Source organism: Pseudomonas sp. GW823-FHT05G12 (assembly GCF_058795575.1).
This window is the reverse complement of the sequence record NZ_CM179501.1, coordinates 1650088-1674773: the sequence shown is the minus strand read 5'-3', so window position 1 is coordinate 1674773 and position 24686 is coordinate 1650088. Positions and strand designations below refer to the sequence as shown.

The window sequence follows — 24686 nt, the reverse complement described above, 5'->3', positions numbered from 1 at the left end:
GGTGGTCGTTACCGCCTGCCCTTTCCTGTACGAAGCAGATCTTCGATGGGGGGGAAAGATGCCTAAAGCATAGGCGGCCCGAAAATCACCAGGTGTGAGATCAGCAAGCGCCCACAGCGTTTTTCCGCGTGCGGTTCTTCGCGTCTCGACTCATAGCGCTCAGCTTGCCTCGCATCCGCGTCAGCATCTGGCTTGCACGGTTGCTCTATAAGAAATCGCCCTTAACATTGGCTCCCAGTCTAAGGGTATGCTCTTAAGATACTGAATTGCATGGGTATTTTTTCATTTTTTCACTCTCGCTTCCTTGACCACTCCCGGTTAATGGTCTTCATTTTTTATGACCACACAGGAGAGAAATGGTCATGAGATCAGCACCTCTTTTCCGCCCGGAATGCGCTCAAGTAGCCTTGGTCGGCGGGCCCGACTACGTCATCTTCAGCTGCTTGCAGTGGCAAGACGAAAACCTCCGGGTAATGACCCAGCCCGCCAAACAGACCTTTTGCGTGATGCACGGCGATTACCTCGATCATCGCTTCATCATGGCCTTGGAGCGTGCTTATCTCCGAGGAGCATTGGCTCCGGTGAAGCTGATCGCTATCCATGAGCATGGTCTGGATATCTTTCTGGACAGCAAGGTATCTGGCAGCAGCATCCCGGCCATCGAGGCTATTTGGGAAATCGATACCCACCTTTATTCGGGTCGGCATTACACCGTAGCTTTCGCGAGCGAAGACGAGATCTACTCAGGTCGTTCTGACTACCCATTCTGGCCTGTGGTCAAAGAGATCATGGAGTCAACCACTCTGGGCATCAGTCCGTATGAGCTCCCCTGCTATGACGAAAATGACCTGGAAGACTACACCGACGACAGCCTGAGCTTTCTCCCTTCTATCGATGAGGGCCAGCCATGATCTACTCTAGATTCCTGTATACCGAGTTCGAGCAGCCTCATAACGATGACGGTGAAGGTGGATTTACGATCTTCAGCACCCCGCAATCATTGGGTGCCTATGCAACGGACGAACAGCGTGTAGGCTTTCTTAACTTCGCTGTCTTGTGGGATGGAGAACCTGATACCAGAGTCATCTATCTGGCCGAGCAAGCAATCGTCCGTGACGTTATGGCGCCAGTCAGGCTTCTACATGCGCATGAGGGTACGCTCACCGTCGTCTATGACTCTGAATGCGAAGATCTCGACTATGATGCGCTCAAGACGGCATGGGAAGACATCGGTTCTGGCGTACAGCTGGAATGTTGGACTGTTGAAGTGATCGAAGAATGTGTAGTAGGCCACTTGCTCTTCGGTGGGCGGCTGTTCCGCAAGTACGCTCCCGAAATTATGGCTAGTGGTAATCTGGGAATGTCGTTTTACACCGAAGAAAATTTCTTGTTTGCGGATAACTGGTCAGAGGATGAAATGTTTGGCTCTGGGCAGCAGCAGGATTCAGACGATGAATCACCACCTCCAAACGGGGAACTCTTCTAGGTAGGCCAGTGTTGTGAGGGCGCCCTGGGTAGGTTGGGCGCGCCCTTCGGGCCGGCTGTCGTGAACCAAGCCGCTCGCCGCATGGCGGCGTCTTGGCCCTTACGGGCTTCCATCCTCGCGTCTCCGCCGTACTGGCTGCGCGCTCCGCTTGCTCTGTCTAGCATCAAATGAGCGTCTTTCTTGGCATCTGCATGCCACCCTGTTAACTCACTTCCTCGCCGCCTAGTCCTCTCTCTTGCGCGAGTGCTGATCCCCAAGCTGGTGCAGTTCCTGGCGATCAGATTTTGGTACTCAGCCAGGGGAAAAATGTGTTTTCCGTCAAAAATTTTTGGTCAGTGATTCGTGCTCATAATGCGAGTAGGTACGCTCTACTGCTCGCCACCCCAGTTTTCGTTAAGCCTCTGGACTTCGATTCGACGCAAAAAAGGCCAGTCCATCTCCGGCTGAAGGGTCTTTGGACTCTTCCCTTGCTAGTTGCTAGCGCTTGGGCATACCTCATAAGCACGTGGATTGCGTGGGGCTTTGTGCAGACTGCTCGCTCATGGGTGCTGTTGCCCTTGCCGAACAGATATCACTGAAGACCTGCGAGCAGTGTTGCGCGTCTGGCAAGCAAATTGGCGGCAGGTGGGTAAGTACGCTCTGCCCTATGCACGATGCAGGAGACGGCTAGTGGCCACGATAATCAGCTTCAGCTAGGCACGGAGACGCTTTCGACGGCTCGCCGCGCTCCTCGTCAAGGGTCATTCATCATCACCAAGCACGGTAACCCCTAACTGTTCATGGATGCACCCGAGCACTGGAAAAATCCAGAGTCTGGAAGTTCCAGGGGAGGAGAACATTTGTACACATCTGTTGAACAGCTTCACCAGGCGCACCACGGCCCAGAGCTTTGATCGAGGACGAGAGAGATGAGCGAGGGCAGTGTGAACTCTCTCACGGCACGTGAGGTTTCTCAGGTTCTGCGAGAAGCGGTGTTCGGTCGAAGCCAGATGCGAAAGACCGGGCACCAGAGATGGGACGAGATGTTCGTCGGCCTTTTCGTGATCGACATCGAAGGTTGGCGCATCACCATTTTCAATGACTGTGATGAACTGGACTACTGCGAGAGCTGCGAAAGCCCGGACGGGCGGGTTTGGCATTTCGACTCTGGAGATCGATACGGGACAGATCCGATTGCTCTGCTCAGCTCCTGGGAGCACGGGGTGCTGGAGAGCCTATTGAGATCGCTTTGAGAGTAACCACACCACACTCAGGAAGCAGGGGCCAGCAGTTGCCGTGGAGGAGACGCCCCCCTGCTTGGACTACAGCCGATCTTCTTCGCAGTAGTCATGTATTCTTTCTAGAATTGAATTTTCCCCTCTCCCCCATGCATCTGGTGCTTTCATTTACGGTTGCATTTTTCAACGCTCTCTGCATTGTCGCAATCAGCCGTACTAGGAAGGCTTACGTCTACTTCGCTGGATTTTTTACCTGATTATGCCGACGTGCTTGTGCTTGTGCTTGTGCTTGTGCTTGTGCTTGTGCTTGTGCTTGTGCTTGTGCTTGTGCTTGTGCTTGTGCTTGTGCTTGTGCTTGTGCTTGTGCTTGTGCTTGTGCTTGTGCTTTGAGAGCTAAAACCTCACTCTCCAAAATATCAATTTTCTTATCCCTTTCGTAGATGACAGTAGTCTGCGATGAGAGCTTTAGCTGCGTCGCCTTCAACTCGTCATTTAAGCCTTGGTTTTCTTTAACCACATCAGATAGAGCCGTGCTCAGCTTACCTATCAGTTGAGACTGTGCCAGCTCTTCAGCCTTCTTTGAATCTATCGAAGATGATGACGAATAGAATTGCACCATAATCAGCATCGATATAATTATGAAATACAGAACAAGAAGCCATTGAGCGCCCATTTTAGCAAAAAAATATTTTCTAAAAACCCCTTTTGCAACGACTGTTCTCCTGGCAGGAGTTAATTTCTTGCTATACCTCATCAGGCGCCACAAAGATCGCACTTCTTGAATGAATGACTTGGACTTTTTCGTCCCATAAATAAATTTTACTATTGTCCTCTGAGCATAAATCAAGTTCATCAATAACAGTAAAACGCCACCAATCAAGAGGATTATGACTGGAATGTATGAGGTGGTAGGTTGCTGTTCTGCCTTCACCATGTCACGCAACAGCCCTGCACCAAGAATCATCGCACCCGCGATACCAACATTCCGCACATGGTCAAATATGGCTTTGGGGTCTTTCGACAAGAAGCTATCGACCGCCTTCCCAAACGATTTTATTTCTTCTAAAGAAATCATTCATCAAACTCAATTAATACGCCTAAAGTTTATCTCCCCAAGAAGATAGTGAATTATAAGCCATTCATTACCCCAGCACAATCAAGGAGCACCCGCGAATATTTTCCAGAAGCATAAAGCAAACGACATCTCAACTCTCGCCCGGCAATTCAAAATTTGCAAACACTACTCTCTGCACTGTAGGCCCTCTTTTCTCGAGAGATTAAACCTCCGTGCAAGTGCATCGTAGCATCAAGGCTCTCACGAATAATTGGGCCGTCCTTGAACCGGCACGCCCGCTTGACCTGCGCCGATTTGCAATAACAGTTAGACTGGCCAACGACCGGACTCGAGTTTCCAGATGGGAGAATGGTGAACTGCAGCCGCAGCAGTTGGTGAATGCTCTGCATGGGTTGAGTCTTCTCAATGGGGAGCGCCGTTCGGCCAAGCTGGAAGAGCTACACGGGCGATACGCTGGCACCTACGGGCTAGTTGCTAATTGGTCTCCTCGACTCGCCTTCGTAACGAACGAATGCCAACGGCTTATAGGTTCACTTCCTCACTCGGCGAGAGCATCGTAAGCGTCAGCGAGCACTTGCCGTCTGCCAGTGCTAAACATGTATTCAACATGTAGGCCTTGGCACCCGACAATCACTGCCAGGATTGGCCGACCATCGCGTCGGTCTTTTGCTAGCTTTTCCCATTCACGTAAGTCAATGGATGATGGCATTGGATGATTCTGGGGGTGGGTGTGCCACTCACCAAGATACCGAATCAGTCCATTGCTCTCCCTCCACCGTCTCATGGCAAAACGGTGGTGGAAATAAGGCATGCGTTCAAATAGAAATTTGAAGCGCCTATCCAGCCTTGATGGCTCAGTAGCCTCGATGATCTCGAGATGATCGCCCCGGACATACCCAAGCAATATCCCACCAGCCTCAGTCGAGTCATGGCCTTCTTGGATATACTTTTTGAACACCTGTAACGGCTGACCTCCCAAGTATACGAACTGGTTTGTGCCAGGGCATTTCCACGTATTCAAGAACGGCATGCAGGACACCCCTGACGACGTAGAGGTGAGCAATCTGGAGTCGCAAGCTCGAAGTTCTGATCGGCAAGTCGTGTGCTCAGAGAAGGCCATGGTTTGGAACCAGCCCAAGCTAGCGTTGCGTCAAATCCCAGTGCGGCAGCCTGGATGGAAACTGAGGCAGGGAATGGAACATACAAGCCTTCACAACCCTGACCGGCAAAGATAGGTGATACCCCGCTGATTACTGATAGCAACGAACCATCGCGATTGAAGTCGCTGAGACAGCGATAGCACCCTTGCCCCGCGTGCTGTTTGAGCAGTGAGCGCACTGCTACACCGGCACCCTCAATCCACACGTGCAAGATAGGATATGAGACAGCCTTAGCAAGCCAATGACCTAACGCTTCCTCCCCGGTAGCATCAATAACTAGGTCAAGCCCTTCGAGAGGGGCATCCTTTGCGTCCATTTCAATAGGAATTAGATTAGCCAACGGAGCAGGCAGTTTTAGTTCTTTAGCAAGGGCCTTAGCCTTACCCTCCAATAATCGATTTAGACCTAGGCGATGACGACCTACATTTGAGGGCATCAGGAGGTCGTTATCGATCAGCCGAAGCTCGCCACCTCCACTTCCAGCACCCGCTTTCACTAGCATGTCGGCCAAGAAACCGCCGATGGTACCGCACCCTATTAGCCCAATACGCTTACCCAAAAGCGTGGTCTGACCGGGAATGTTGCGCCCAGCAAGGTACTTGTCATCGAGGCGCAGCATCTGCACCGGACGTATAGGACAGTCGAAAATTGGCAACCGTTGATCTGTTGAGCGGCTTGCCTTTGGACGATTTCGTTGAAGCTCACTCACGAGAAAGCCGTAGCTGTAGCCGGTTTTGGGAGACTCGATCGTAATCAAGACGCCTCGCTTACGAGCTCGGTAAGCCGAAACGATCTTATCGCGCACTTTACGCCTACATGCTTCATCCATTTCCCTCTGCCAATCCAGTACCTGCGCGACCGTCTCCGGCGGCCAATCTCTCTGCAATGGTCTCGGCGCAGCAGCGGACGTGATCATTTCGATACGCACATCGACGCTAATGATCGTTCTGCCTGAACGCGCAAATTTAACTTTGCTTCGTTCAGCGCTATCGGTGAGAACATACATCTTGTTGTCCGACAGCTGGAGCACCTCCAAACTGCCAGAAGATCGCCTCTCGATGTCACACAAGCAGTAGATGCCTTTCCAGTAAGCGAAAAACTCCTCCTGGAGATCTTCAACCATTTTGCCGGACACGATTTGCTCGAGTACGTGGATGGCTTGCCGTAGAGAAGTTATAGTTTGCCCAACGGGATCGAAGATATCGATCACCTCTGTCCCTGGCGCAGCATAACAAAGGTACCCGTCCGACCCCACATGCGGCAGCACCTTGGGTAGATTCTCGGGCAACCGAGTAAGCCAGATATCCAAAGGCTGAGTAAACGACTTGTCGATCCAGACTTCGCAAGGAACATCACCCTGGCTAGTGGGCAATGAACCTTTCATCGCCAAATACGCGGGATCCGGCTGGGGATCCACTTTCGTGAACCCCCAGCCGATCATATGGCGCAATACCTCGGGCATTGCATCCATAAAGTCAGCCCGCTTTGGTACGTTTTACCGGCTCAGCTGGCCCTGCCAGAGGGGGAATCGCAGCCATGAAAGACGGTAATGCTTCTGTGTTGGCCTTCATGCGATCTGGATCATTAGGGAGCCGGTCGCCCAGCATTTCAAGCAGCCAATTGAACGCGACCTGTGAGTCGGTTGCCTCAATTGCACCTTCGAGATAACGCGCAAAGGTCTCGAATCTCTCCACAGCTTCAGCGATGGATTCCTTGGACATATGCTCGGTCAGAGACGACTCCGGGTCGATGGGGCTCGCTACGCCGGCCTGCAAAGCAGCAGGGATTCCCTTGACAATGTGCAGAAGAGCGCGATCATCCCGCTTCTCGAAACGCTCATACAGCGGACATGCTATCGCCATCAACAGAATGGAACTTGGGCCCTTTTCTTCCCACTGCTTGTCGCGGAATGCCTTGAGATAACGAACCACACGTACAAGTTGATCCTTACCTTCCACCTCAGCTTTGAACCAATCTTTCATAGCCATAGGGTCAGACTTACGCCAGCCCTGCTCGCGATCGGCCAACAAAATCTGATCAGAGGGCAGTGTCTTCCAGGTCTGCTGCTCTGCGTTCATCGCCGAGTCAAACGCTCTGCCCTCAATGCTTTCAAGGCCAGCCTTCAGAAGCATAAATCGAGTGTCTGGGATGACGTAAAGCGGGAGGTCAATGTGAGCATATTCCGAAATTGTCACTCGCACGCAAGTGGTCTTGCTCTCGGTACGCCAGCCTTTCGAATCGCAAATAGGCTTGAGAACCTCAGTGACGGCTTCGAAGAACAGCTCAATCGCGAGCTTAGGGCTGCTCTTCTCTCTCATGACGCTCAGAGGGAGGTACACACCATCATCGATATCAGACTGCTGAGGTGGGGTGATGCAAGGGCTATTCAGCGTCTTGTAGGCACGCGAGCCTTGAATGTAGAACCTCGGTTGGCAGATATCGCCTTCTAATCCCTTGTCGCGTAGGACATTCGACAGATCAGCTTTCAGAGCAACTCGAATCTCTTTACGAGCGCCGTCAATCTCCCCCAGTTGCTTCGCAGAGAGGTCAAGTTCATCTAGGAAACAGGTATCCCCGGTGGTGGTGTACAACAACGGACTAAAATTTGGCATAGCGTCTCCGCTCAAAGGGTAATGAACGATGCCTGCAGCAGTTGCTGACCCCTCAAAACGGGACTGCCAAACGCCCCCGCATTTCCGAATCTTGCGACTGCATCCCCACGCCGACTTCGCTCCAAAGGGTGCAATCTACGGTTGAAAATCAGCTACCTTGCTTGACGACACACGTGAGACACCATGTTGCCATCACACCACATGTAGATCAATAGAAAAGCAAAGGCACCACATATGGTGCCCTCTAGCGTTGTCTTCATATGTCTAAGCACTTCTGGTAAACGTGATGGTTCCCGCTGTATTCAGCCCCTCCGTCCACTTCCGATCAGTAAAATACGTGCCCTCCATGACGAGGCCTTCACCGCGTTCTTTGACAAAAACTCGTGCGGCACCTGTATGGGTGTTCGTGTCCGTTGCCACAGGAACCTGGGTGTAGTTAACGTACATGTAATTCAGCTCTATCAACCCCATCTGCTCGCTTGGTCGGACAGAGACGCTGATGGTTTTGGAGTCGGAATACCTACTTTCGGAAACGAATTCCATCTGCACCCTGGAAAAGCGAGCTTTTATCTTCACCCTCCCTTGTACGGCGTGAAGCAACGCACCGTCACCCTGGCCAAGCCACTTCTGCATTACCCCCCAGTTCGATTGCAGTTGGACATCCCATTCACCATCAATTGGCGGCAGGAATTTGCGGATGAGCGGAGCCCGGCATAACCACACAAACAAGGGCGTTTCACCAAGCACATAGAACACGATGCTGCCCCACCATACCGCTGACATCACTGGTCGTTGAAGCCCCTGCAATGGGCCATCCAAAAGCGCTTGCAAATTGTGGAAATTCAATAGAAGAAAAACAGCCAAGCATGTGATGGCGAAGGCTGAAAGTGTCTTGGTAAGCCCAATGACCTGATACATGCCATTCCTCAAAATGATCTCTGAATCCCATACCCTATACCCTCGCTATCGCGGAGTACATGAGGCATGCGTGGTGCTCGCGGCCACCTGGCAGGCTAGCGCCCCTCCCCGTAACCGCCGATCTTCGTGAGCGGGCCAGCCGACCCTCTTCTACGGAGGTAAGATAGAAGAGATTAAGCGTTAGACTCTGTTAATCGCCGCCTAGGCGTGCCCCACGGGGGCGGCTGTACTGAACCGCCCCCTGGCTTCGCTAGGTTCCGGCCCTATCGGGCTTCCATCTTCTCGCCTCTAGCCCATCGTGAGCCGGCGCACTCCGCTTGCGGTCGTTTCTGATACCCGAGCATCCTCCCCCCCGTCAAACTAACCTGGCGATGCCCTTTCCGCAGCCTGTTGCGGAGTCATTTTGGCTGACTTATGATCAGGCCAGGCGGTGATGGTCGCCTGGCGCCTGTTTCGCGAAGCAATAGCCCATCGTAGATACACCCTTTCGTTTTACATCGGCATGTCCCTAACCAGGCGCTGCCCGGTGAACAGGCAATCGGTAACCAAAGCGTCGAATGGTTTTGGAGACTTTGCTATGTCCGATTTTTCCCCTCTCAGCATCATCAAATCGCAAGCCAAGCAGCATGCTCGTGAACACGACATGAAGCTTTCTGCTGCCCAAGAAGCGCTTGCGCGTCAGGCAGGGTTCGAGGAGTACCACGAGCTCGTTGTCGTCGCCCGGCGAAACCCCATGGATCCTCGGCTGATGCTCGCCGCCTTTGGCGTGCGTGATTTCAAGGACGCGATTGACGAGGACGATGTGTTCTCCGAGCTGGATCAAGAGCTGAATCACATGCTGTCCGGCGCGATGGACGAGACTAACGCCAGTGAGTTCACCATCGGTGAAAGCGAGGTGGAGTCAGCCGCCTATGACGATGCGACTGGCGTACTCAGGTTGGGCATGTCTATCGACTGGGAAGGCAAACAGGATCCTGACCGTGTGTACTACGGCAGGGTTTTCTTCCTCAAGGCGGATGTTGACCTGATTCGGCGGGACGGCAGGTGGTCGCTCGGGGAAGACGGTGTTTCCATCACCGGGAGCGAAACGGATGCAGACCGTGATCGCAGGACTGAATGGGAGTACATGGAGCACCAGCAGGCCGCTGAAAGCGAGGAGCACCGCCCCAGCATGAGCATGGCGCAAGCGCTGGCCAATGAGCTGAAGATATCGCTGAAGGATGCGGAGCTTCTGGCAGACGCCGAAGTAACCGCGAACACCTCGGATGACGGGATGATCTACAGCTACTGGGTGGACGTTGAGCCGTATGCCGAGGGAGCGCTTCGGGATGATCTGCTGGCCCGGTTCGGCACCTTGGAGATCGAGTTGGACGTCAACTTCTTCGACGACATCCATCCTGAAATGTAAGTGAACTGGGGGTGGTCGGCTGATGAGCTGGTCACCTTCAACTCAGTTCTGCGAGAGTGAGGGCTTCGGCATGCAGGTGATCAGCGCAACGCAGGCAAGACGGCGTTTCCGGAGGATCATGAAGCTCCTGCAGCAGGGGCACTCGTTCGTGATCACCAAGAACGGTAAGCCGGCCTGCAAGCTTGTGCCGCCTGAGGTTCCGTGACATGCGCACGGTGTGCGGAAAAACCCGCTAAGAAATCCGAAAAAACCAGGATACTTCCTCGCTGTAAGCCAGGCGTGGCGAGGGCTCTAGGGTTTTCTTGAATCCGCAAATTTGCTGGCTCGGCCCTGCGGGCGCAGCTGTCGTACACCAAACCCTGGCTGCGCCCGGTTTTGGCCCTACGGGCTTCCATCCTCTCGCCTCTGGCCCTTCGGGCCGGCGCGCTCCGCTTGCAAATTTGCCAACAAACGCAAAGACCACTGCGATCCACTAATGGACTGACTGCCCAAGCGTGCCAGCCTTGTGCAACTGGTAGTCGATGACGGTTTGATACAGGTGATCAGCCTCGAGGCGGAGCCTTTCGATCTCCTCGGCTGGTCGCCCTTCATCCACAGCCTTTTGATGGGCACGGACGGCTTGGAGAGCCTGCTGCAAGAGCGGCTCGCCGGCCTCTGCCATGCCCAGGATCGTTCTCTTCATCGCGACCTCTTACTGCGATGGGCGTTCAAGTGCTCGAGCTCTTGGTGCCACACCGCTACAAACTTCTCGAAGTCGCGCAAATAGGGCCCCTCTGCCAGGCGGGTAGACCCGACACTCGCCGCTCGGAAGCGCTGCAGCCACGGCTCAGGGATGCTGTGCTCAGCGATCAGCTGGACGCCGTTGTGGAGCTTGGTGATGACGACATCGACGAGTTCCTGGGCCGAGAGATGATCACCAGCCGCGACGTCTTGCAGGGCTTGGTCAACCTCGTCGAGCTCAGCCAGCACTATTTCAGCGCGAGCGTCTCCAGGCTGGAAGTCGGCAAGTGCCCACAACGCTCTGCGCCTCGCGATCTCCAGGCTCCGTAGCCGATGATCAATCGTCACATCACTTCTCCCTGCCGCAGGTGGACGTCACAGGCCAAGTTCGACTTCTAACTGCGATCCCCGCAAGGTACGGGTGAGCTCGCCTCTCGGCAGTCTTGCCAGGATTCCATCGGCGAGGTCATTGGCGTGCCGGGCGTACAACGTGACTACACCTGGTACAGGCACGCGATCTGGAACGAGGGCCCCGACTCGCACCTGGGCAATTTTCAGTATATTCACGACATCTGCGGGTAGCGTGTCGGTCGACAGGTGCTCGACGGTCGGCCTTGTGGGAGGGCTCGCACCGTCCCACAGATCTACAATCGTTTCCAACAGCTTTTCGGGGCCGAAATACGCCAAGGCGATTTCCCACAGGCAGCCTTCCTGGGACAACTTCAGGCGGGCCCTAGTCATTGCAGAGGTTCCAACAGCATGAGGCTCTTTCTGGATTGTGAATTCTCTCAGCTCAGCGCGCAGGCGAAGCTGATCTCCCTGGCTCTGGTTGGCCAGGATCGCCGGGAATTCTACGTCGAAGTGGTCGACGCGTGGCGAGAAGAAGACTGCAGTGAGTTCGTGAAGGAGATCGTACTGCCGCAGCTCTGGGGAGGTGAGTACGCCATGCCGATTATCGAGGCCAGAGCGGCGCTCCTGCGGTTCTTGGCTACCTACGACGAAGAGCTCGAGGTTGTCACAGACGCACCAGCCTACGACTGGGAGCTGTTTTGCGAGCTCGCCTATCAAGATGGGAAATGGCCCAAGAACGTCAGAAACTTTCCCACTGATGCCACGACACTGGCCGCGACGAACGATGGGGAAGATCTGCCTCACCATGCCCTGCTGGACGCGAGGATCATCGCAAGCATGTTCACAGCTAGAGCGTAACCATTTCCTGCTCGATGGATTGCCTGAGGTGCTCAGGCATGTTGTTGCAGACGTGGAAATCGACTGGCACTCCCACCATGGCCTGGAGCTCATCCTCGAGCTCGGCGATGTCGAACAAGGAAATCTTGCCGGCCATTGCTGGAGGGATGGTGGCGAGCAGATCGAGGTCACTCCCTTCGTGATCATCGCCTCGAGCGGCAGAGCCGAAGAGTTTGGGCTCAATGAAGCCATAGGCCTCGATGAGGCGCCGAACCTCCCCCTCCTTTCCTCGTATCGCTTCAGTGGGCCTCATACCTTTCTCCTTGAAACAAGGTCTTTCTGGTTGAGTGAACAGACCGATTCGCCTTGGCAGATACTCACCGATGGCCCGGCGTATCGGCATTTTGGTGCTCGTCTTTCCGGAGCTCAAACGGCTCGTTAGACTCGGTATCACGCGTTCGACGACCAGGCAACACCGACCACCTTTTTAATCAGGGACGACACCACTATGCCTTCCATGCGCCCCTCGCAGTACGCCATGCAACAGCGTACCGACGATGGCCCTTTCCTCTTGTTTGAACGTGAAGAGTACCTCGGTGAGTTCGAGGAAGATGTGCCATCCCCACACCATGCAGACAGTGGGTTTGAGCCTGAAGAAGACATTGAGGACTATGGAATTTCACGTGTGTTCTACAGCGATGTGCCGCTGCCGAACGACTCGCCGGATTGGCACCTGATACTGGAAGTGACTTCGGAAGATCTGACGATCTACCCCATCTACGCCCGGTCGGGCCATGCGAGATACGGCAAGCCAAAATACGACAGCATCAAGTCGATCAGGATAACTCGTTCGGTCTACCGGCCATACACCCATCCTGGCAACGAATATGATCTCGAATTGTTGCTGGGCTCGCTCCCTGAAGGTTTCGCGAAAGACTGGCGGCACGGTCTGGGGTTGCTCTACGAGTACCGCTTCATCGTTCAGGCAGTGGCCAGCATTCAAGGGGTGGTAACCATCATGCTGCACGGCCAGGATGGCCGAAACGACACCGTGGTGGAGGGAGAAACCTATCTCCTGGGGGTTGAGCAGTTCCAGCGTTTGAGGAAGCATCTGGATCGCCTGACGCAGCGTCATCAACGTGAAACTGCGGAAGACAAAAGGTTGGTCTGCTATGCCGGCCTGCTACACAAAGCTTCACCTGAGAATTACCCAGCAAGAGCAAGGCGACTTCCTCCTGACTTCCTTGCCAGCCTTGTGGCTCTGGGATCCGGGCCAACTCGCCTTTCCCTGAAGGATCAAAAGCAGGCGGCGGCTCTTGCTCAGCAGAGCGTGCCGGCGCTCGCAAAAACTGCCCGACGTACTCTGTACAACCTCAAATCGGAAATCGAGCTCGTCACCCTCGGACAACTCATCGCAGCGTACCGAAGCATGCTGGACGGCAACGCCAACGAGAACAGGTGGCAGCGTTTCCTCAGTGAAAACTCGTTCGTTCTGGATATGGCGTTCGGGTATCCCGTGAAGTTGATTGCAGAACAACCCTATGTCGGTGGCAAGGACATCAATGGGCAAGGAGGCCAGTATTCCGACTTCGTGATGGCGGCAAAGGCCACTGGGAATCTTGCTCTGATCGAAATCAAACACCCTCAACACGACCTACTGGGGAAACCCTACCGCAAGACCTACGTCCCCTCTTATGAACTAAGTGGATCCGTGGCTCAGGTGATCAGCCAGCGGAGCGTTCTGCAGAAGAACATCCTTGGGCTGACCGAAGATCTCGATGAGCGCGTCCACGCACATGCTGTGGCGGCCATAGTCATCATCGGGCGCAATCCAACAAAGGTCGTTGAGCAGCGTGCCTTTGAGCAGTACCGCAACAGCTTGAAGGATGTCCTGGTGATCACTTTCGATGAAATGCTGGAACGGCTCGAAGCCATTCACAAAGCCTTGGCACCGAAGCCCCCAGTTGTCCTTGAGCCCATTAGCGACGAAGACCTGCCCTTCTAGACTGCCGTACCGCGAGCACAATGAAGTCGCCTTCAGCGTTCGCCGAAAGGCTGGGCTTCAGCCCACGAGACAAAGGCCGTCACTGGATCGGTACGGTTGATGCGGTACAGGAAGCGTTAAGTCGCTGATAGACGGGGCGCGCTCGGCCCAGCGGCTCAATGGCCGTTATCAGCGGGCATGCCAAAGGCCCGGAGTTGGTAATCCGTGACGGCTTGGAAGCTATGCTCCGCCAGAAGCCTCAGTCGCTCCAGCTCAGCCCCCGCGACTCCGTCAGCCTGAGCTTGGTGATACACCTTCAGCGCCTCAACGGCCTGGCTGTACAGAGGGTCATCAGGCAACAACACCTTGCTGAGGTCTTTCTTCATCACCCTCTCCGCTTTGTCTGACCTACCCCTTTGCGATTGGGGTGCAGTTAGCGAGCTCGGTCAGATAAGCCTGATGATCCCGGACAACCGTGTCCAACGTCTCCTGGTTTAGGAACGGTGGGCGTGGACGGGCCATCTTGCGTTCGTAGGAGCTCGGGGGAGTCTTCTTCGGCTCATGGAAAATTTGTCGAGTCACTCCAACGAATCTCAGGCAGGTCGGTTGAGGCAAGCATACAACGACATCCCTTCACCATGGCTATCCCGCACTGTTCCGTGCCAGCATTACTCGACCTAGGAAGCGTCATCAGAGAAAGATAGTCGATGAAGAATGTGAGGCTCATACGACATGGCGAGAGCGCCGCGAACGCAGGCCAGCCTACCAGGGATCACGCGAGTATTCCCCTCACCGCAAAAGGGCTGGAGCAAGCCCATATGGTCGCTAGGTCATTCACCAGAGCCCCTGATCTCATCGTTGCTTCTCCGTTTCTTCGCGCCCAGGCAACCGCTCATGTGACGGCAGCCCTCTACCCCGCTGTTGCCTTCGAAACCTGGCCGATTCAGGAGTACACGTACTTGGCGCCGGCCCGATGCGTCGATACCACGATTTCACAGCGACGCGGCTGGGTTGAGGCCTACTGGTCAAAGGCTGATCCGACTCTCTGTGATGGAGAAGGTGCGGAGTCATTTCTTGATTTCGTGGCCAGGGCTATGCATTTTCTTGACCGACTCGCAGAGCAACCGGCCAATGACATCGCGGCGTTCGCGCATGGTCAGTTCATCAACACAGTGGTTTGGCTACTCGAGCGTAAGCATAGGGAAATCGATGGCGGAGCAATGCGTGATTGGCGGGAATATGAGATCGCCAACCACGTGGAAAACGGCCAGGGATATTCCATCTACAGATGCTCAGGCCAATGGAGAATCGGTCAGTGAGGAAGCGGGTGACCTCCCCAAAACCGTAGCCCAAAAAATTAAATCGGATTACCTGCTCGAAGGTGGATGGTTGATCGGATGACACTGGACTGGCGATCCCAATCAACAGAAACGCAGAGGTTATCCATGATCAAGAAGACCGTTTCCTTCGCCTGGACAGCTGGTGGTGACTCCTACCACTTGCAGCAGGCTCGTAAGAAGTTCTCGGAGCCTGAGTACCTGAACGCTCTGGCCCAGGCTATCCAGGACGTGAAACCCGGCACCTGCTTCCGTGACGCCATGCGCCAAGCCATCACGGTGGATGAGTACACTGTCGGCGTGCTCGGCGGCCAGGAACTGGGCAAACGCACTCGGGCAATCCTCGAAGACCAACCTGCTGCCGCTCCTGCCCGGTAATCAGATATGGGAAAGATGATGAGCGACAAAGGACAAGAGAGGCTTGCTCAAGGATATCTCGCTCGAAAAGATCGAGCAGTTCAAAGCATCCAAGAAATCCTAGGCCTCGACAAGCAAGCGTATCAAAACTGGCTTGACAGCATGACGGCAGATGACCGCTCTACCCACGACGAGGAAGTCGGACGGTACATGGAGCTTTGCACGATCATGTATGCCCTGCGTCCGCAATGGTCGGGTCAGCTTCAACTGGCTGCGCCAGAGGTGACACCAGGCAAAGATCAGGCTAGCTACATCGGCCCACTTGGAAAATTTCTGGATGGAGCCATCAAAGATGGCAAGCCTGTACCTCAATATCTGCGAGACGCAGCTGATCATATTTCCGAGCTGAACGACGCAAGAAGGCGCTTCCTCGTAGAGCTGCTGAATCAATTGCGTCCGCAAGAGAAGGAGAAATACGGTGGCCTCCTAGCTAGCTGCGAGGCGATGCTGAGTGCTCTGCCAAACATCAAGCTCGGCGAAACCCTGGAACACCTGGATCTGTGCTGGAAATTCCGATACGAAGATATTAATGAGCTGTTGGCACATGTGCCTATCTTCGACCCTCGGACTGAAGCTAAATGGCGACACCAGCGGGTCACAGCTAAAAGCAAGGAAGCGGTTCGGATTGTCCTCAAGGGCGTCGAACCCAGCAAGGACTCACTTGCTGCAAAGCTGATGTTGTCGAGCATGCTCAATCGATATCACTGGGAATTTCTGGAGCTGGAGCGCTATGAAGAAATCGCAGTTTCGAACCTGCAGCGCTTGATTGAAGGCCTACAGGCAATTGGAGACGACCGCGTCCCAGCCGACCTCGGAGAGGAAGAGTTCAGGGCTTGGCTGATGGATCGCTTTTCTGGCCCGCAATTTGGGGAAGAGCGGGCTTGGCGCTCGTTGAAGAACATGCATTTAGACCGGGCTTACGATCAAGCAAAATGGATCATGGACTGGGAAAGAATCGACTTCATCAAGCACGAGGTCAGCGAGAGCGTTCTTCATAACCTGTGCGTTCTGAACGTGGTCTGGAGCTACTGCATTCGCGAAAAGCATGACCTGCGGATTGCTGATATCAAAGACTATGACCTCGTGAATATGCGAGAGATTCAGACCGGGGAGCAGGTGCCACTGACCAGGATCAAGTACCAGCAGAGGCAACTGAACACAATGCTTCGCAGCCTTCAGCATGAAGCGCTGGATACCGAGAAGCTCTGGATCCAGACCGATATCAACAGAGATCTTCGCACCCACCGAATGCAGTTCATCAGATCAAGCTTCAAGGACACTACGTTGAGCGAGTGGAAAGCACTCTCAAAATATGCAATGGGAATCGCTCTCTACAGGAGATGATCCTCAGGCAGGTTGAGTAATGCAATTGGGCTGGATACCAGCTGCAACTGGGTCTACGCCCTGCCGACGACGGGGCATGCAGAAGCGACGGTTATCGCAAAAAAAACAAATCGGAAACCCTGCCAAATCTGCCGAAAATCTGCTGTTTAAATACGGTTGCCCTGAAAAATGGAGGGGGCAACCAATGATGAAAACTGCTCTAAAAACAATCGTGCGGGATGTGGTCATTGCGGTATTGAGCGCCTACATCGTGGCACTGCTGCAGGCTGGTGACCAGCCCAAATCCGACACGGATCGCCAGCCCCGAGTCATGTACGTCCAGCACCAGGAGCCGGCATATGCCGGCGACCAGGTCTTGGTGAGGATTTGATGACGGACGACCGCGCTATGCGGTCGCTGGCACCTTATCGGGGGCGACTTTGCTGCCAACGAAAAATTCGCGATTGCCACGAAGGAAATACTTGTTCGACTCCTTCTTGCGGCCTCCTTCCTCGGTCTGCTCCTTGCCGATATTCATCAGCAGCCCGGTGCTCACGAGGAAGGCGTTTGCAGCGGGGATCCGCTTCTCAGGCACTCCAGTTTTCTTGTTTATCGTTTCGAACGAACACATGCTGTGGAACGAGTAATTGTCGCGGTTCGCCGCGTAGAACAGGAACAGCTTCAGGGCATCAAGCTCGCACTTGGTGCGCTTGTGGAAAAGCTGGAAAGCCTCAATGTGCCGCGAACGTGTGTTGTACAAGGTTCGCGCTGGCAGCTTGCACCAGTTACCACCAGGTTGGAAGTCAGGGAAAATGTAGCGATTGTTGCGTCCCTCCTTCTCTACCTGAATCCGCTCTGTGAGCACTAACCCCTCGACTCCCTCGGCGACGAGCGCCCGGCTCAGGCCAGTAATCTCACTAAGTCGGTTGTAAGTCTCTTCGCATACCAGTTGAAGCTGATCGTCCCTCCATACCTCTTGCTGCTGCGTCAGCATCGCTATGTACAGCTGCAGCGAGGCGATGGCCGTCGATCCACGAACGGTGGACTTATGGCTCCAGCCGAAACTCTTCAGTCCGCCTTCGCGCAGCCAAACAGCTGGAGTGCGCACCCAAGGCAACATCCTCATTTCGACACCCCCAACAGACCAATGACAACAAAAGCCGCAAGCACGGCAAACGACAAGACAAGAGGAACCAGTTTGTCAGCGCGGTCAGCAAGCTTATGCAGCGAGTCCAGCAATTTTTTAACGGTGTTCATTTTGCAGCCCTCAGTTAATCGATGACCGCAGTCTGATCCTCCTTCACACGTGTTTCTAGAAACAGGCGCCCCAAATTTACCAACAAATTTTAATTTTTTATCAGCAAAATCAATAGTTTACCCAAGAATAAATCGGTATTCCGAAAAGGTAAATCAGTTCATAAGATCGTATTTTGGTTGATTTTTGATCATTTTCACACCCATTTTGTAGCTCATGGAACCTGCTTCGACCAGGTGCTGGCTTATTCAAATCGCCCATAACATTTGCCTCTGAGCTTCGCCTTTGAAGACCTGGAATAGCCCACGCACCATCGCTCATCAGTGAACGCTACTTACAGTAAACCGTCCAAAGCTCATCCATCTTGGTGGTGAAGCTCTGGCTCATCATTTCTCGCCGCATGCCCCAAGAAGGATTGATTGGCACGCTTGCCAGGCGCATGGTGCCGCGCCCCCACCGGGCATTCACGGTGTCCAGGACACCCATGAGTTTTTCACTCGCCTCTGGCTGTGAGGCTGTGAAGAGGTCACCTGTGATCTCCCCACGCTGGCTCAGGTCAAGCAACAACACCTCCGCCTTGCTGTATCGGAAACCCTCACGGTAAACACGCGCAACACCCTCTAACGCGGCCTTGGTTAGCAGGCGAGTGTCATCGGTGGGGTACGGCAGCTCAACAAGCACCCCATTCGCGTATTTCGCCTCGTCGGGATTGAACATGCCTGTTCTGATGCTTACTCGGACGCGCTTACATAGCGACTCTTGGGCCCGCAATTTTTCAGCGGCACGTGAAGCGTATGTTGAGACGGCCTCTCGGATTGGGGCCAGGTCTGTCAGGCGCTCGCCGAACATTCTGCTGCAACAGATCTCCTGCTTCGGCGGGTTCGGCTCATCCAATTCCATGCAGGTGGTGCCTGCTAGTTCGCGAGCTGTCTTCTCCACTACGACGCTGAATTTCTTCCGCAGCGTCCACGCGTCAGCATGGGCTAGCTCCCAGGCAGTTCGGATGCCCATCGCCTCAAGGTGAGCCGACATTCGCCGGCCAATCCCCCATACATCGGACGCATCGCATTTCTTCAACACCCAGTCGCGCTTGGTCTTGTCACGAAGATCGACGACGCCGCCTGTGTGGCTTTGCCATTTCTTCGCGGAATGGTTTGCGAGCTTGGCCAGGGTCTTGGTCGACGCGATGCCGACACCAACGGGAATGCCGGTACGACGATACACCTCCGCTCGGATCTTCCTGCCAAGCAACTCAAGATCTCCAGGCATGCCGGTCAGGTCAGCGAATGCTTCATCGATGCTGTAGACCTCGGACGCCGGCACCATGGACTCGATGACGGTCATGACGCGTTCGGACATGTCGCCGTATAACTGGTAATTGGACGAGCATGCCACGATGCCGTGCTTACGGAGCTTGTCCTTAATCTGAAAAAAGGGCTCGCCCATTTTGATCCAGGGCTTGGCGTCAGCCGACCGAGCGATTACACAGCCGTCGTTGTTGCTCAGGACGACGACGGGCTTGTGCCGCAAGTCGAGCCTGAACACCCGCTCACAGCTGGCGTAAAAGCTGTTGCAGTCGATCAGGGCGAATACGCGATCAGAGCTTGGCATGGCTGCGCACGCTGTAGGTCACCACACCCCAGATTTCGAGCTCCTCACCCTCCAGGAGATACCTGGACGGGTAACGAGGGTTCTCGGAGCGCAGCACGACCTGGGCGCCCTCACGACCTAAACGCTTGCACAGCGGTTCGCAATTCACCGCAGCGATCACAATATGACCTGGCTCTGGAGGGATTGAGCGGTCGACGATCACCAGGTCACCAGGGTAAATGCCGGCACCGATCATGGAGTCACCCTCCACCCGGACGAGGTAAATATGAGGTGCTCGCACGTCGAGCAGTTCATCAAGCGAGATTCGCTTTTCGACATGGTCGGCTGCTGGTGACGGAAACCCTGCAGGTACTTGGAATGAGAAGAGCGGCAGCTTTGCTCCGCTGGGTTCGAGGGGGCCGAGAATCGAAAGCATGACGAAAACGCCTGTACTGTATATGCGTACAGTTAAGCGCTATACCGCGACTCGGTCAATCCGCCTCAGCGATGACGTGATGATCGGTTGCAGGTGGGAAGAGAAAAATACATGGGGCAGTCACCTCCTGATCGGCCCCTCCTGACTGATCTCCGTGAGCCAGCTCCTCACGGGTGGACAAGAATGCGACGTCGCTACCTAGCACATCACCGAACTGCATCCCAGCGCTCTCGGCCAGCTCGTTCTCGGCGAGAACGCTGCTCTTGGTAGCTCCTTCAGAAAGCAGGACAGCAACCTTGCCCAGGGTATGCAGCAAGTTGAAATCGGGCTCCGGCCCTTCCCTGCCTAGATCACTCTTCGAAGCACAGAATGCTATCGAGCAAGGCTCGACTAATCCAGCATGCTCACCAACTGAACAATAGTGCAATCAGGGGCACGTTCTAAAATACTCGCCCGCACAGTTTTTTCGTCTATTCCCCAAATTTCCTGCTCGTGAACTCCCACCACGTTGCTGAACAACACAACATCGAACCTCAAGAGCGGAACAAGATTATCTACAGGGAGCTCACACTCAGTGGTATAAGCTGCCGAATCAGGCATTAGTGTGTAAGTATCTTCCTTGTGTTAAACTTCTACCTGAGCGCCTTCCGGAAAGAAACGCCCTGGTTCCTGCGTGTCTCGTACAAATTGCATACGCATAGCAATACCTCACATCTAAAGTGATAAAGGCAATAATACGAGTCCAAATGTAACGTTAAGGATTACTCAGAGACTTTGCTCACTCGCATTATCAATCCCGTCATCCAGGCATTGAATGCCGGCGTCCAAGATGTCGTGCAAGGTCGCGACGGTCTCTAATCCGAGTTTGTCATTGAGGGCATCTTGAGCTTGCTTCCAAGCCCTCTGGCCCTCGGCCTGCTTAGCTCGGCCTGCCTCAGTGGCTACCACTACGCGACTCCGGGCGTCCCTTCCCGGCTGAATTTCAATCCACCCATGCGCCACTAATGGCTGGGTGTTGCGGGTCAGCGTCGACGCGTCCATTTGCATGCGTTTAGCAAGATCACCTGGACGGATTGGGCCAAGCCTTACGACATAGGACAGCAATGCGTACTGGGTATTTTTCAAACCGGTCGCAGCGACGTAGCTATCGTAATGCCGAGTCACCATTCGCGTCAGTTGCCTGAGCTTCAGGTTGGTACAGCCTTGAGGCTTGCGGATGTTTTCCATGAGACAGACTTGCACCTACAACAGTTGTATATGCAACCATATCCCAAAGTGCCTTAGCCAACAAGCAGCATACGGCTGACAAGCCCCTCGGGACACCTGAAAGCTTACTTCCCACCCCAGATGATTGGCGTTCTTGCTGGAGCGGCTGGATTCAAACTGCTCACGATATCCAAGCGATCAATCTGCTCCGGAGTCATTTGCAAGTTCAGGGCGGCAAGGTTATCCACAAGGTGAGACAGCGAACGTGGCCCGAGGATTGGGACAGAGCCGTGAGTACCTGCCCAGGCGAGCGCAACTTGGCCTGGAGTGGTGCCCAGTTCCTCGGCGATCTTGATAACGGTGTCCAGCACCTCAGTTCTCTGAGCCGAGTTTTCAGGCTGGAACACTTTCCCGCCAAGCGCTTCCGCACGCCCCGCTTCGCCTTTTCGGTATTTCCCGGTCAGCAACCCTCCGCCCAGAGGCGACCACGTCACCATGCCCAGATTGAAGGCTTGAGATGCAGGGAAAATATCGGCCTCGGGCTCGCGTCGTACCAGGCTGTGCTCGAACTGAACCGCAGCAATCGGCAGGGAGCGGGTCAGCTCAGCAATCGTCACAGCCCTCGAGAGCTGCCATGCAGAGAAATTCGACAACCCGGCGTACAGAATCTTGCCGGCCCGGGCGAGATCATCGAGGCCACGCAGGATCTCTTCCAAAGGTGTCACACCGTCCGGATGATGCACCCAATACATGTCGATTCGATCCGTCCCCAGGCGCTTGAGGCTTGCCTCGACCGACGCAACCATCGCCTTCCGGCTATTGCCGGTAACGAGGCGGTTGCCATTGGGGTTTGCACCGTTTGTGTACTTTGTGGCCAACACAAAATCTTCGCGGCGACCTTTCAGCAGCTCGCCCACAAGCTCTTCAGACTCGCCGAACTGGTAGATGTCAGCGGTATCAATGAAATTGCCGCCTGCCTCTGCATAGGCATTGAAGAGGCTTTTGCTGACCTCAGGATCAGCGCCATGGCCCCAGCCAGTTCCGAAATTACCGGTTCCAAGGGCTACTTGAGAAACCCGCAACCCAGTATTTCCAAATGCAACGTACTTCATATTCAAACTCCGATCAGAACTGACTATATCCAACGCCTCAGAGCAGTTAACTTTGAGGCAGTTACAAAGGTGCAGAAAAACGCTCCGCTCAAAGCCAAGCTCCAAGCAGTTGAGGTTCTTCCTTTAACTACATACGTGAAGGCGGGTGAACTCAGCCCGCCGAAACTCAGGCGCGATATTCGAATATCAAACACGTGGTAGTAGCGTGCGCATAAAGCTTGCCGTCTGGGCCAATAATGCGGCCCTCCGCTATGGCGACCTGTCGCCCTACCTGGATGACCTTCCCTTCTGCACGCACCACCGCGACATCAGCAGTCAGGGCCCGCACCATGTTCACCTTGAGCTCCAAGGTCGTGTAAGCCTTCCCTGCAGGTAGCGTGGTGTGGATCGCACACCCAACCGCTGAATCGAGGATCGTTGCGTACCAGCCGCCATGAACCGTTCCCATGGGGTTGTAGTGCCGCACCTGCGGGCGGCCCTGAAAAACAGCCTCACCAGGGCTCATCTGTATCGGTATGAAGCTGAGGGTGTCTCCCATCGGTGGCTGTGGGAGCTCACCATCGAAAATCGCGTTGAACATCTCCATACCAGAACGACTGGCGACCTCTTCGGCGGATGCCACGCCAGGAGATCTGAGGCGAGCTCGAACCCTCTCCTCCTCAGCAAGCCAGCGAACACTCTCGTCGAATTCTCCCATCGGCTCCCCCTCAGCAAACAGTTGCATATACAAATGTTGTAGATACAATAATCCAGTATGAGCGCCTCAGCAAGCCCCTGTTTGGCCCGAGCCGCTCCAGCCAAGAAACGAGCAGAGCTGCTCGCGCCGCCAGGAATCGCGGCATTCGTAGCTGCACGAACACCTTGCTCTTAGACCGCCCTGAAGCTTTTCAAGGCCGCCTTCAAGACGAGGTACAGAATTCATTTGCTAGAGATGAACAGCGCATGAGCGACGACCCAATGCCGCAGGTAGCTGCTATCCGAACCGATAGCTCGAACCCTGCTTCGAACATCACGACGTTGCACACAGGTGCTGTGCTACTCCTCGCAGCGCTGGCAGCTATGGGGGCACTGGCAACGAACATCATCTTGCCCGCATTTCCTTCAATGGCACGCGACCTGGGAGCCTCAATCAGCCAGCTGAGTGGAACGCTGAGTAGCTTTTTCCTGGTGTTCGGACTGGGACAGTTGGTGGTGGGCCCGCTATCGGATCGCTTTGGCCGGCAACGCCTGGTGCTGTCCGGCTTGGCCATTTTCATGCTCGGAAGTGTCGTGTGCGCATTGGCAGATTCTCTACCCGCACTCATTGCAGGGCGGAGCATTCAGGCGCTGGGCGTGTGCGCTACAGCAGTGTTATCACGTGCCATAGCTCGTGACTTGTATGACGGTGAAGAGCTGGCACGAGCCTTATCCCTAACCATGGTCGCTATGGCAGCTGCTCCAGGATTCTCCCCATTGATCGGCGGCATTTTGAGTGACGCGATAGGGTGGAGAGCTTTGTTCATCATCATCGCGATGGTGGCGTTGGCACTCGCGCTGATTTACAGAATGCGCCTGGGTGAGACACATTCACCGGACAGGCGCTCGCCGCTGTCGGTAGAGGCGGTCTCTCGAAGCTATGCCGCGCTGATCCGCGACCACAGGCTGATGTCCCCAGGCCTGTCTGTAAGCTTGGTGATAGGCGCGCTCTACGCATTCTTTTCCATGGCACCGGCGATCCTACTCACTGGCTTCAAGTTGTCGTCGCTGCAGTTCGGGCTTTTCTTCGCAATGACAGTCGTGCTCGTGTTCACCGCCGGCCTGATAGCACCACGCGTGGCCAATCGCTGGGGGCAAATGACAGCGGCACGCATCGGCCTGGTGGTCGCCCTGGCCGGCAGCCTGGTTCTGCTGTGGGGCCCAACCGACTTCAAATTCTTCTGTATCGCACTGAGCATTTTCCTCTTGGGTATGGGTCTATTTAACCCACTCGGCACCGCTATCGCGCTGCATCCATTCGGCAAGCAGGCCGGTGCTGCTTCAGCGCTGCTGGGCTTCATACAGATGGGGTGTGCAGCGTTGGCCATCACCTGTGGCACCCTGCTCGCCCTGCCCCCGTATACGGTGCTTGGGGTCGTGCTCGTGGGCGCGATGGCTACTGCGTTCGTGTGCTTCTTGACTGCCGAATAACGACCAAGGCTGAACGGCTGAACAAGCCGCACCTGGACTAAACTGCAGCCACAAAAAAGGGGAGCTTTCGCTCCCC

The 24686-nt window shown here is 54.7% G+C and carries 30 protein-coding genes; 13 read left to right on the top strand and 17 right to left on the bottom strand.

Features of this window, described 5'->3' with window-relative positions; genetic code table 11:
- Window positions 1–362: 362 nt before the first annotated feature.
- From AC3RCM_RS07745 to AC3RCM_RS07735, 3 genes are all read left to right on the top strand, one after another.
- Window positions 363–911: a hypothetical protein gene (locus AC3RCM_RS07745; RefSeq protein WP_492629486.1), complete on the top strand. Its 549-nt coding sequence runs from the start codon at window positions 363–365 to the stop codon at window positions 909–911.
- Window positions 908–1486, top strand: coding sequence for a hypothetical protein (locus AC3RCM_RS07740; protein ID WP_492629485.1), 579 nt, complete (start codon window positions 908–910; stop codon window positions 1484–1486). The genes AC3RCM_RS07745 and AC3RCM_RS07740 overlap by 4 nt, the downstream gene beginning before the upstream one ends.
- Window positions 1487–2394: 908 nt before the next feature.
- On the top strand, window positions 2395–2718 hold the full coding sequence (locus AC3RCM_RS07735; protein ID WP_367237304.1) for a DUF7693 family protein: 324 nt from the start codon (window positions 2395–2397) through the stop codon (window positions 2716–2718).
- Window positions 2719–2935: 217 nt separating this feature from the next.
- Here the strand turns inward: AC3RCM_RS07735 and AC3RCM_RS07730 are convergent, their stop codons facing one another.
- From AC3RCM_RS07730 to AC3RCM_RS07710, 5 genes are all read right to left on the bottom strand, one after another.
- Window positions 2936–3778, bottom strand: a complete 843-nt coding sequence (locus tag AC3RCM_RS07730; RefSeq protein WP_492629484.1) for a hypothetical protein — start codon at window positions 3776–3778, stop codon at window positions 2936–2938.
- 538 nt (window positions 3779–4316) lie between these two features.
- Window positions 4317–4808 carry a Mov34/MPN/PAD-1 family protein gene (locus AC3RCM_RS07725; protein ID WP_492629483.1) on the bottom strand — a complete coding sequence of 164 codons (492 nt, stop codon included), beginning with the start codon at window positions 4806–4808 and terminating at the stop codon, window positions 4317–4319.
- Window positions 4796–6400 carry a ThiF family adenylyltransferase gene (locus AC3RCM_RS07720; protein WP_492629482.1) on the bottom strand — a complete coding sequence of 535 codons (1605 nt, stop codon included), beginning with the start codon at window positions 6398–6400 and terminating at the stop codon, window positions 4796–4798. The genes AC3RCM_RS07725 and AC3RCM_RS07720 overlap by 13 nt, the downstream gene beginning before the upstream one ends.
- Window positions 6401–6413: 13 nt before the next feature.
- Window positions 6414–7550 carry a CBASS cGAMP synthase gene (locus tag AC3RCM_RS07715; protein WP_492629481.1) on the bottom strand — a complete coding sequence of 379 codons (1137 nt, stop codon included), beginning with the start codon at window positions 7548–7550 and terminating at the stop codon, window positions 6414–6416.
- 264 nt (window positions 7551–7814) lie between these two features.
- A complete protein-coding gene (locus AC3RCM_RS07710) occupies window positions 7815–8468 on the bottom strand; it encodes a Cap15 family cyclic dinucleotide receptor domain-containing protein (RefSeq protein WP_367237310.1) in 654 nt (217 codons plus the stop codon).
- A gap of 577 nt (window positions 8469–9045) precedes the next feature.
- On the opposite strand from AC3RCM_RS07710, the gene AC3RCM_RS07705 reads away from it, so the two are divergent.
- Both AC3RCM_RS07705 and AC3RCM_RS07700 read left to right on the top strand, forming a co-directional pair.
- Entirely contained in the window at window positions 9046–9876 is an 831-nt protein-coding gene (locus tag AC3RCM_RS07705; RefSeq protein WP_492629480.1) for a hypothetical protein, read from the top strand.
- 22 nt (window positions 9877–9898) lie between these two features.
- A complete protein-coding gene (locus AC3RCM_RS07700) occupies window positions 9899–10081 on the top strand; it encodes a type II toxin-antitoxin system Phd/YefM family antitoxin (RefSeq protein WP_492629479.1) in 183 nt (60 codons plus the stop codon).
- A gap of 267 nt (window positions 10082–10348) precedes the next feature.
- On the opposite strand, the gene AC3RCM_RS07695 is transcribed toward AC3RCM_RS07700, so the two are convergent.
- Entirely contained in the window at window positions 10349–10558 is a 210-nt protein-coding gene (locus AC3RCM_RS07695; RefSeq protein ID WP_021782212.1) for a hypothetical protein, read from the bottom strand.
- Window positions 10559–10587: 29 nt separating this feature from the next.
- Here AC3RCM_RS07695 and AC3RCM_RS07690 point away from each other — a divergent pair, with 29 nt between their 5' ends.
- Window positions 10588–10926, top strand: coding sequence for a hypothetical protein (locus AC3RCM_RS07690; RefSeq protein WP_492629478.1), 339 nt, complete (start codon window positions 10588–10590; stop codon window positions 10924–10926).
- Between the two features lie 45 nt (window positions 10927–10971).
- Here the strand turns inward: AC3RCM_RS07690 and AC3RCM_RS07685 are convergent, their stop codons facing one another.
- Window positions 10972–11337, bottom strand: coding sequence for a hypothetical protein (locus tag AC3RCM_RS07685; protein ID WP_121757808.1), 366 nt, complete (start codon window positions 11335–11337; stop codon window positions 10972–10974).
- Between the two features lie 18 nt (window positions 11338–11355).
- On the opposite strand from AC3RCM_RS07685, the gene AC3RCM_RS07680 reads away from it, so the two are divergent.
- Window positions 11356–11805 carry a 3'-5' exonuclease family protein gene (locus tag AC3RCM_RS07680; RefSeq protein ID WP_254483662.1) on the top strand — a complete coding sequence of 150 codons (450 nt, stop codon included), beginning with the start codon at window positions 11356–11358 and terminating at the stop codon, window positions 11803–11805.
- Here AC3RCM_RS07680 and AC3RCM_RS07675 read toward each other — a convergent pair.
- Entirely contained in the window at window positions 11795–12097 is a 303-nt protein-coding gene (locus tag AC3RCM_RS07675) for a nucleotidyltransferase family protein (protein ID WP_492629477.1), read from the bottom strand. The two genes, AC3RCM_RS07680 and AC3RCM_RS07675, sit on opposite strands and share 11 nt — an antisense overlap.
- 225 nt (window positions 12098–12322) lie before the next feature.
- Between AC3RCM_RS07675 and AC3RCM_RS07670 the strand changes: the two genes are divergently transcribed.
- A complete protein-coding gene (locus AC3RCM_RS07670; protein WP_492629476.1) occupies window positions 12323–13789 on the top strand; it encodes a Shedu immune nuclease family protein in 1467 nt (488 codons plus the stop codon).
- Window positions 13790–13944: 155 nt separating this feature from the next.
- Here the strand turns inward: AC3RCM_RS07670 and AC3RCM_RS07665 are convergent, their stop codons facing one another.
- Complete coding sequence (locus AC3RCM_RS07665; RefSeq protein WP_121757811.1) at window positions 13945–14154, bottom strand: hypothetical protein; 210 nt, start codon at window positions 14152–14154, stop codon at window positions 13945–13947.
- A 321-nt stretch (window positions 14155–14475) separates the two neighbouring features.
- Here AC3RCM_RS07665 and AC3RCM_RS07660 point away from each other — a divergent pair, with 321 nt between their 5' ends.
- From AC3RCM_RS07660 to AC3RCM_RS07645, 4 genes are all read left to right on the top strand, one after another.
- A complete protein-coding gene (locus tag AC3RCM_RS07660) occupies window positions 14476–15087 on the top strand; it encodes a histidine phosphatase family protein (RefSeq protein WP_121757812.1) in 612 nt (203 codons plus the stop codon).
- Window positions 15088–15213: 126 nt separating this feature from the next.
- Window positions 15214–15483, top strand: coding sequence for a hypothetical protein (locus AC3RCM_RS07655; RefSeq protein ID WP_121757813.1), 270 nt, complete (start codon window positions 15214–15216; stop codon window positions 15481–15483).
- Window positions 15484–15501: 18 nt separating this feature from the next.
- A complete protein-coding gene (locus AC3RCM_RS07650; protein ID WP_492629475.1) occupies window positions 15502–16866 on the top strand; it encodes a hypothetical protein in 1365 nt (454 codons plus the stop codon).
- Window positions 16867–16942: 76 nt separating this feature from the next.
- Window positions 16943–17236, top strand: coding sequence for a hypothetical protein (locus AC3RCM_RS07645; RefSeq protein WP_492629474.1), 294 nt, complete (start codon window positions 16943–16945; stop codon window positions 17234–17236).
- 15 nt (window positions 17237–17251) lie between these two features.
- Here the strand turns inward: AC3RCM_RS07645 and AC3RCM_RS07640 are convergent, their stop codons facing one another.
- The 8 genes from AC3RCM_RS07640 to AC3RCM_RS07605 all read right to left on the bottom strand — a co-directional run bounded on the left by AC3RCM_RS07640 (window position 17252) and on the right by AC3RCM_RS07605 (window position 23141).
- Window positions 17252–17953 carry a DNA-binding protein gene (locus tag AC3RCM_RS07640; protein WP_301159085.1) on the bottom strand — a complete coding sequence of 234 codons (702 nt, stop codon included), beginning with the start codon at window positions 17951–17953 and terminating at the stop codon, window positions 17252–17254.
- Between the two features lie 14 nt (window positions 17954–17967).
- Window positions 17968–18102: a hypothetical protein gene (locus AC3RCM_RS07635; RefSeq protein WP_281869234.1), complete on the bottom strand. Its 135-nt coding sequence runs from the start codon at window positions 18100–18102 to the stop codon at window positions 17968–17970.
- A 328-nt stretch (window positions 18103–18430) separates the two neighbouring features.
- Window positions 18431–19711, bottom strand: a complete 1281-nt coding sequence (gene umuC, locus AC3RCM_RS07630; protein WP_492629473.1) for a translesion error-prone DNA polymerase V subunit UmuC — start codon at window positions 19709–19711, stop codon at window positions 18431–18433.
- Window positions 19698–20126 (bottom strand): LexA family protein, encoded by a 429-nt coding sequence (locus AC3RCM_RS07625; RefSeq protein WP_492629472.1) that lies wholly within the window; start codon window positions 20124–20126, stop codon window positions 19698–19700. Before AC3RCM_RS07625 ends, umuC begins: the two co-directional genes overlap by 14 nt.
- 55 nt (window positions 20127–20181) lie before the next feature.
- The gene (locus tag AC3RCM_RS07620) at window positions 20182–20442 is read right to left on the bottom strand and encodes a hypothetical protein (RefSeq protein WP_492629471.1); all 261 of its coding nucleotides are present in this window, start codon (window positions 20440–20442) and stop codon (window positions 20182–20184) included.
- 449 nt (window positions 20443–20891) lie between these two features.
- Window positions 20892–21353 (bottom strand): MarR family winged helix-turn-helix transcriptional regulator, encoded by a 462-nt coding sequence (locus AC3RCM_RS07615; protein ID WP_492629470.1) that lies wholly within the window; start codon window positions 21351–21353, stop codon window positions 20892–20894.
- Between the two features lie 104 nt (window positions 21354–21457).
- Window positions 21458–22444, bottom strand: coding sequence for an aldo/keto reductase (locus AC3RCM_RS07610; RefSeq protein ID WP_492629469.1), 987 nt, complete (start codon window positions 22442–22444; stop codon window positions 21458–21460).
- Window positions 22445–22610: 166 nt separating this feature from the next.
- Complete coding sequence (locus tag AC3RCM_RS07605) at window positions 22611–23141, bottom strand: PaaI family thioesterase (RefSeq protein WP_492629468.1); 531 nt, start codon at window positions 23139–23141, stop codon at window positions 22611–22613.
- 245 nt (window positions 23142–23386) lie between these two features.
- Between AC3RCM_RS07605 and AC3RCM_RS07600 the strand changes: the two genes are divergently transcribed.
- A complete protein-coding gene (locus tag AC3RCM_RS07600; protein WP_492629467.1) occupies window positions 23387–24610 on the top strand; it encodes a multidrug effflux MFS transporter in 1224 nt (407 codons plus the stop codon).
- Window positions 24611–24686: the final 76 nt, after the last annotated feature.

Excerpts from the sequence above, each read along its gene's own strand:
- AC3RCM_RS07745 (WP_492629486.1), top strand. The coding sequence starts at position 363 with ATGAGATCAGCACCTCTTTTCCGCCCGGAATGCGCTCAAGTAGCCTTG.
- AC3RCM_RS07740 (WP_492629485.1), top strand. The coding sequence starts at position 908 with ATGATCTACTCTAGATTCCTGTATACCGAGTTCGAGCAGCCTCATAAC.
- AC3RCM_RS07735 (WP_367237304.1), top strand. The coding sequence starts at position 2,395 with ATGAGCGAGGGCAGTGTGAACTCTCTCACGGCACGTGAGGTTTCTCAG.
- AC3RCM_RS07730 (WP_492629484.1), bottom strand. The coding sequence starts at position 3,778 with ATGATTTCTTTAGAAGAAATAAAATCGTTTGGGAAGGCGGTCGATAGC.
- AC3RCM_RS07725 (WP_492629483.1), bottom strand. The coding sequence starts at position 4,808 with ATGCCGTTCTTGAATACGTGGAAATGCCCTGGCACAAACCAGTTCGTA.
- AC3RCM_RS07720 (WP_492629482.1), bottom strand. The coding sequence starts at position 6,400 with ATGCCCGAGGTATTGCGCCATATGATCGGCTGGGGGTTCACGAAAGTG.
- AC3RCM_RS07715 (WP_492629481.1), bottom strand. The coding sequence starts at position 7,550 with ATGCCAAATTTTAGTCCGTTGTTGTACACCACCACCGGGGATACCTGT.
- AC3RCM_RS07710 (WP_367237310.1), bottom strand. The coding sequence starts at position 8,468 with ATGTATCAGGTCATTGGGCTTACCAAGACACTTTCAGCCTTCGCCATC.
- AC3RCM_RS07705 (WP_492629480.1), top strand. The coding sequence starts at position 9,046 with ATGTCCGATTTTTCCCCTCTCAGCATCATCAAATCGCAAGCCAAGCAG.
- AC3RCM_RS07700 (WP_492629479.1), top strand. The coding sequence starts at position 9,899 with ATGAGCTGGTCACCTTCAACTCAGTTCTGCGAGAGTGAGGGCTTCGGC.
- AC3RCM_RS07695 (WP_021782212.1), bottom strand. The coding sequence starts at position 10,558 with ATGAAGAGAACGATCCTGGGCATGGCAGAGGCCGGCGAGCCGCTCTTG.
- AC3RCM_RS07685 (WP_121757808.1), bottom strand. The coding sequence starts at position 11,337 with ATGACTAGGGCCCGCCTGAAGTTGTCCCAGGAAGGCTGCCTGTGGGAA.
- AC3RCM_RS07680 (WP_254483662.1), top strand. The coding sequence starts at position 11,356 with ATGAGGCTCTTTCTGGATTGTGAATTCTCTCAGCTCAGCGCGCAGGCG.
- AC3RCM_RS07675 (WP_492629477.1), bottom strand. The coding sequence starts at position 12,097 with ATGAGGCCCACTGAAGCGATACGAGGAAAGGAGGGGGAGGTTCGGCGC.
- AC3RCM_RS07670 (WP_492629476.1), top strand. The coding sequence starts at position 12,323 with ATGCAACAGCGTACCGACGATGGCCCTTTCCTCTTGTTTGAACGTGAA.
- AC3RCM_RS07665 (WP_121757811.1), bottom strand. The coding sequence starts at position 14,154 with ATGAAGAAAGACCTCAGCAAGGTGTTGTTGCCTGATGACCCTCTGTAC.
- AC3RCM_RS07660 (WP_121757812.1), top strand. The coding sequence starts at position 14,476 with ATGAAGAATGTGAGGCTCATACGACATGGCGAGAGCGCCGCGAACGCA.
- AC3RCM_RS07655 (WP_121757813.1), top strand. The coding sequence starts at position 15,214 with ATGATCAAGAAGACCGTTTCCTTCGCCTGGACAGCTGGTGGTGACTCC.
- AC3RCM_RS07650 (WP_492629475.1), top strand. The coding sequence starts at position 15,502 with ATGAGCGACAAAGGACAAGAGAGGCTTGCTCAAGGATATCTCGCTCGA.
- AC3RCM_RS07645 (WP_492629474.1), top strand. The coding sequence starts at position 16,943 with ATGCAGAAGCGACGGTTATCGCAAAAAAAACAAATCGGAAACCCTGCC.
- AC3RCM_RS07635 (WP_281869234.1), bottom strand. The coding sequence starts at position 18,102 with ATGAACACCGTTAAAAAATTGCTGGACTCGCTGCATAAGCTTGCTGAC.
- umuC (WP_492629473.1), bottom strand. The coding sequence starts at position 19,711 with ATGCCAAGCTCTGATCGCGTATTCGCCCTGATCGACTGCAACAGCTTT.
- AC3RCM_RS07625 (WP_492629472.1), bottom strand. The coding sequence starts at position 20,126 with ATGCTTTCGATTCTCGGCCCCCTCGAACCCAGCGGAGCAAAGCTGCCG.
- AC3RCM_RS07615 (WP_492629470.1), bottom strand. The coding sequence starts at position 21,353 with ATGGAAAACATCCGCAAGCCTCAAGGCTGTACCAACCTGAAGCTCAGG.
- AC3RCM_RS07610 (WP_492629469.1), bottom strand. The coding sequence starts at position 22,444 with ATGAAGTACGTTGCATTTGGAAATACTGGGTTGCGGGTTTCTCAAGTA.
- AC3RCM_RS07605 (WP_492629468.1), bottom strand. The coding sequence starts at position 23,141 with ATGGGAGAATTCGACGAGAGTGTTCGCTGGCTTGCTGAGGAGGAGAGG.
- AC3RCM_RS07600 (WP_492629467.1), top strand. The coding sequence starts at position 23,387 with ATGAGCGACGACCCAATGCCGCAGGTAGCTGCTATCCGAACCGATAGC.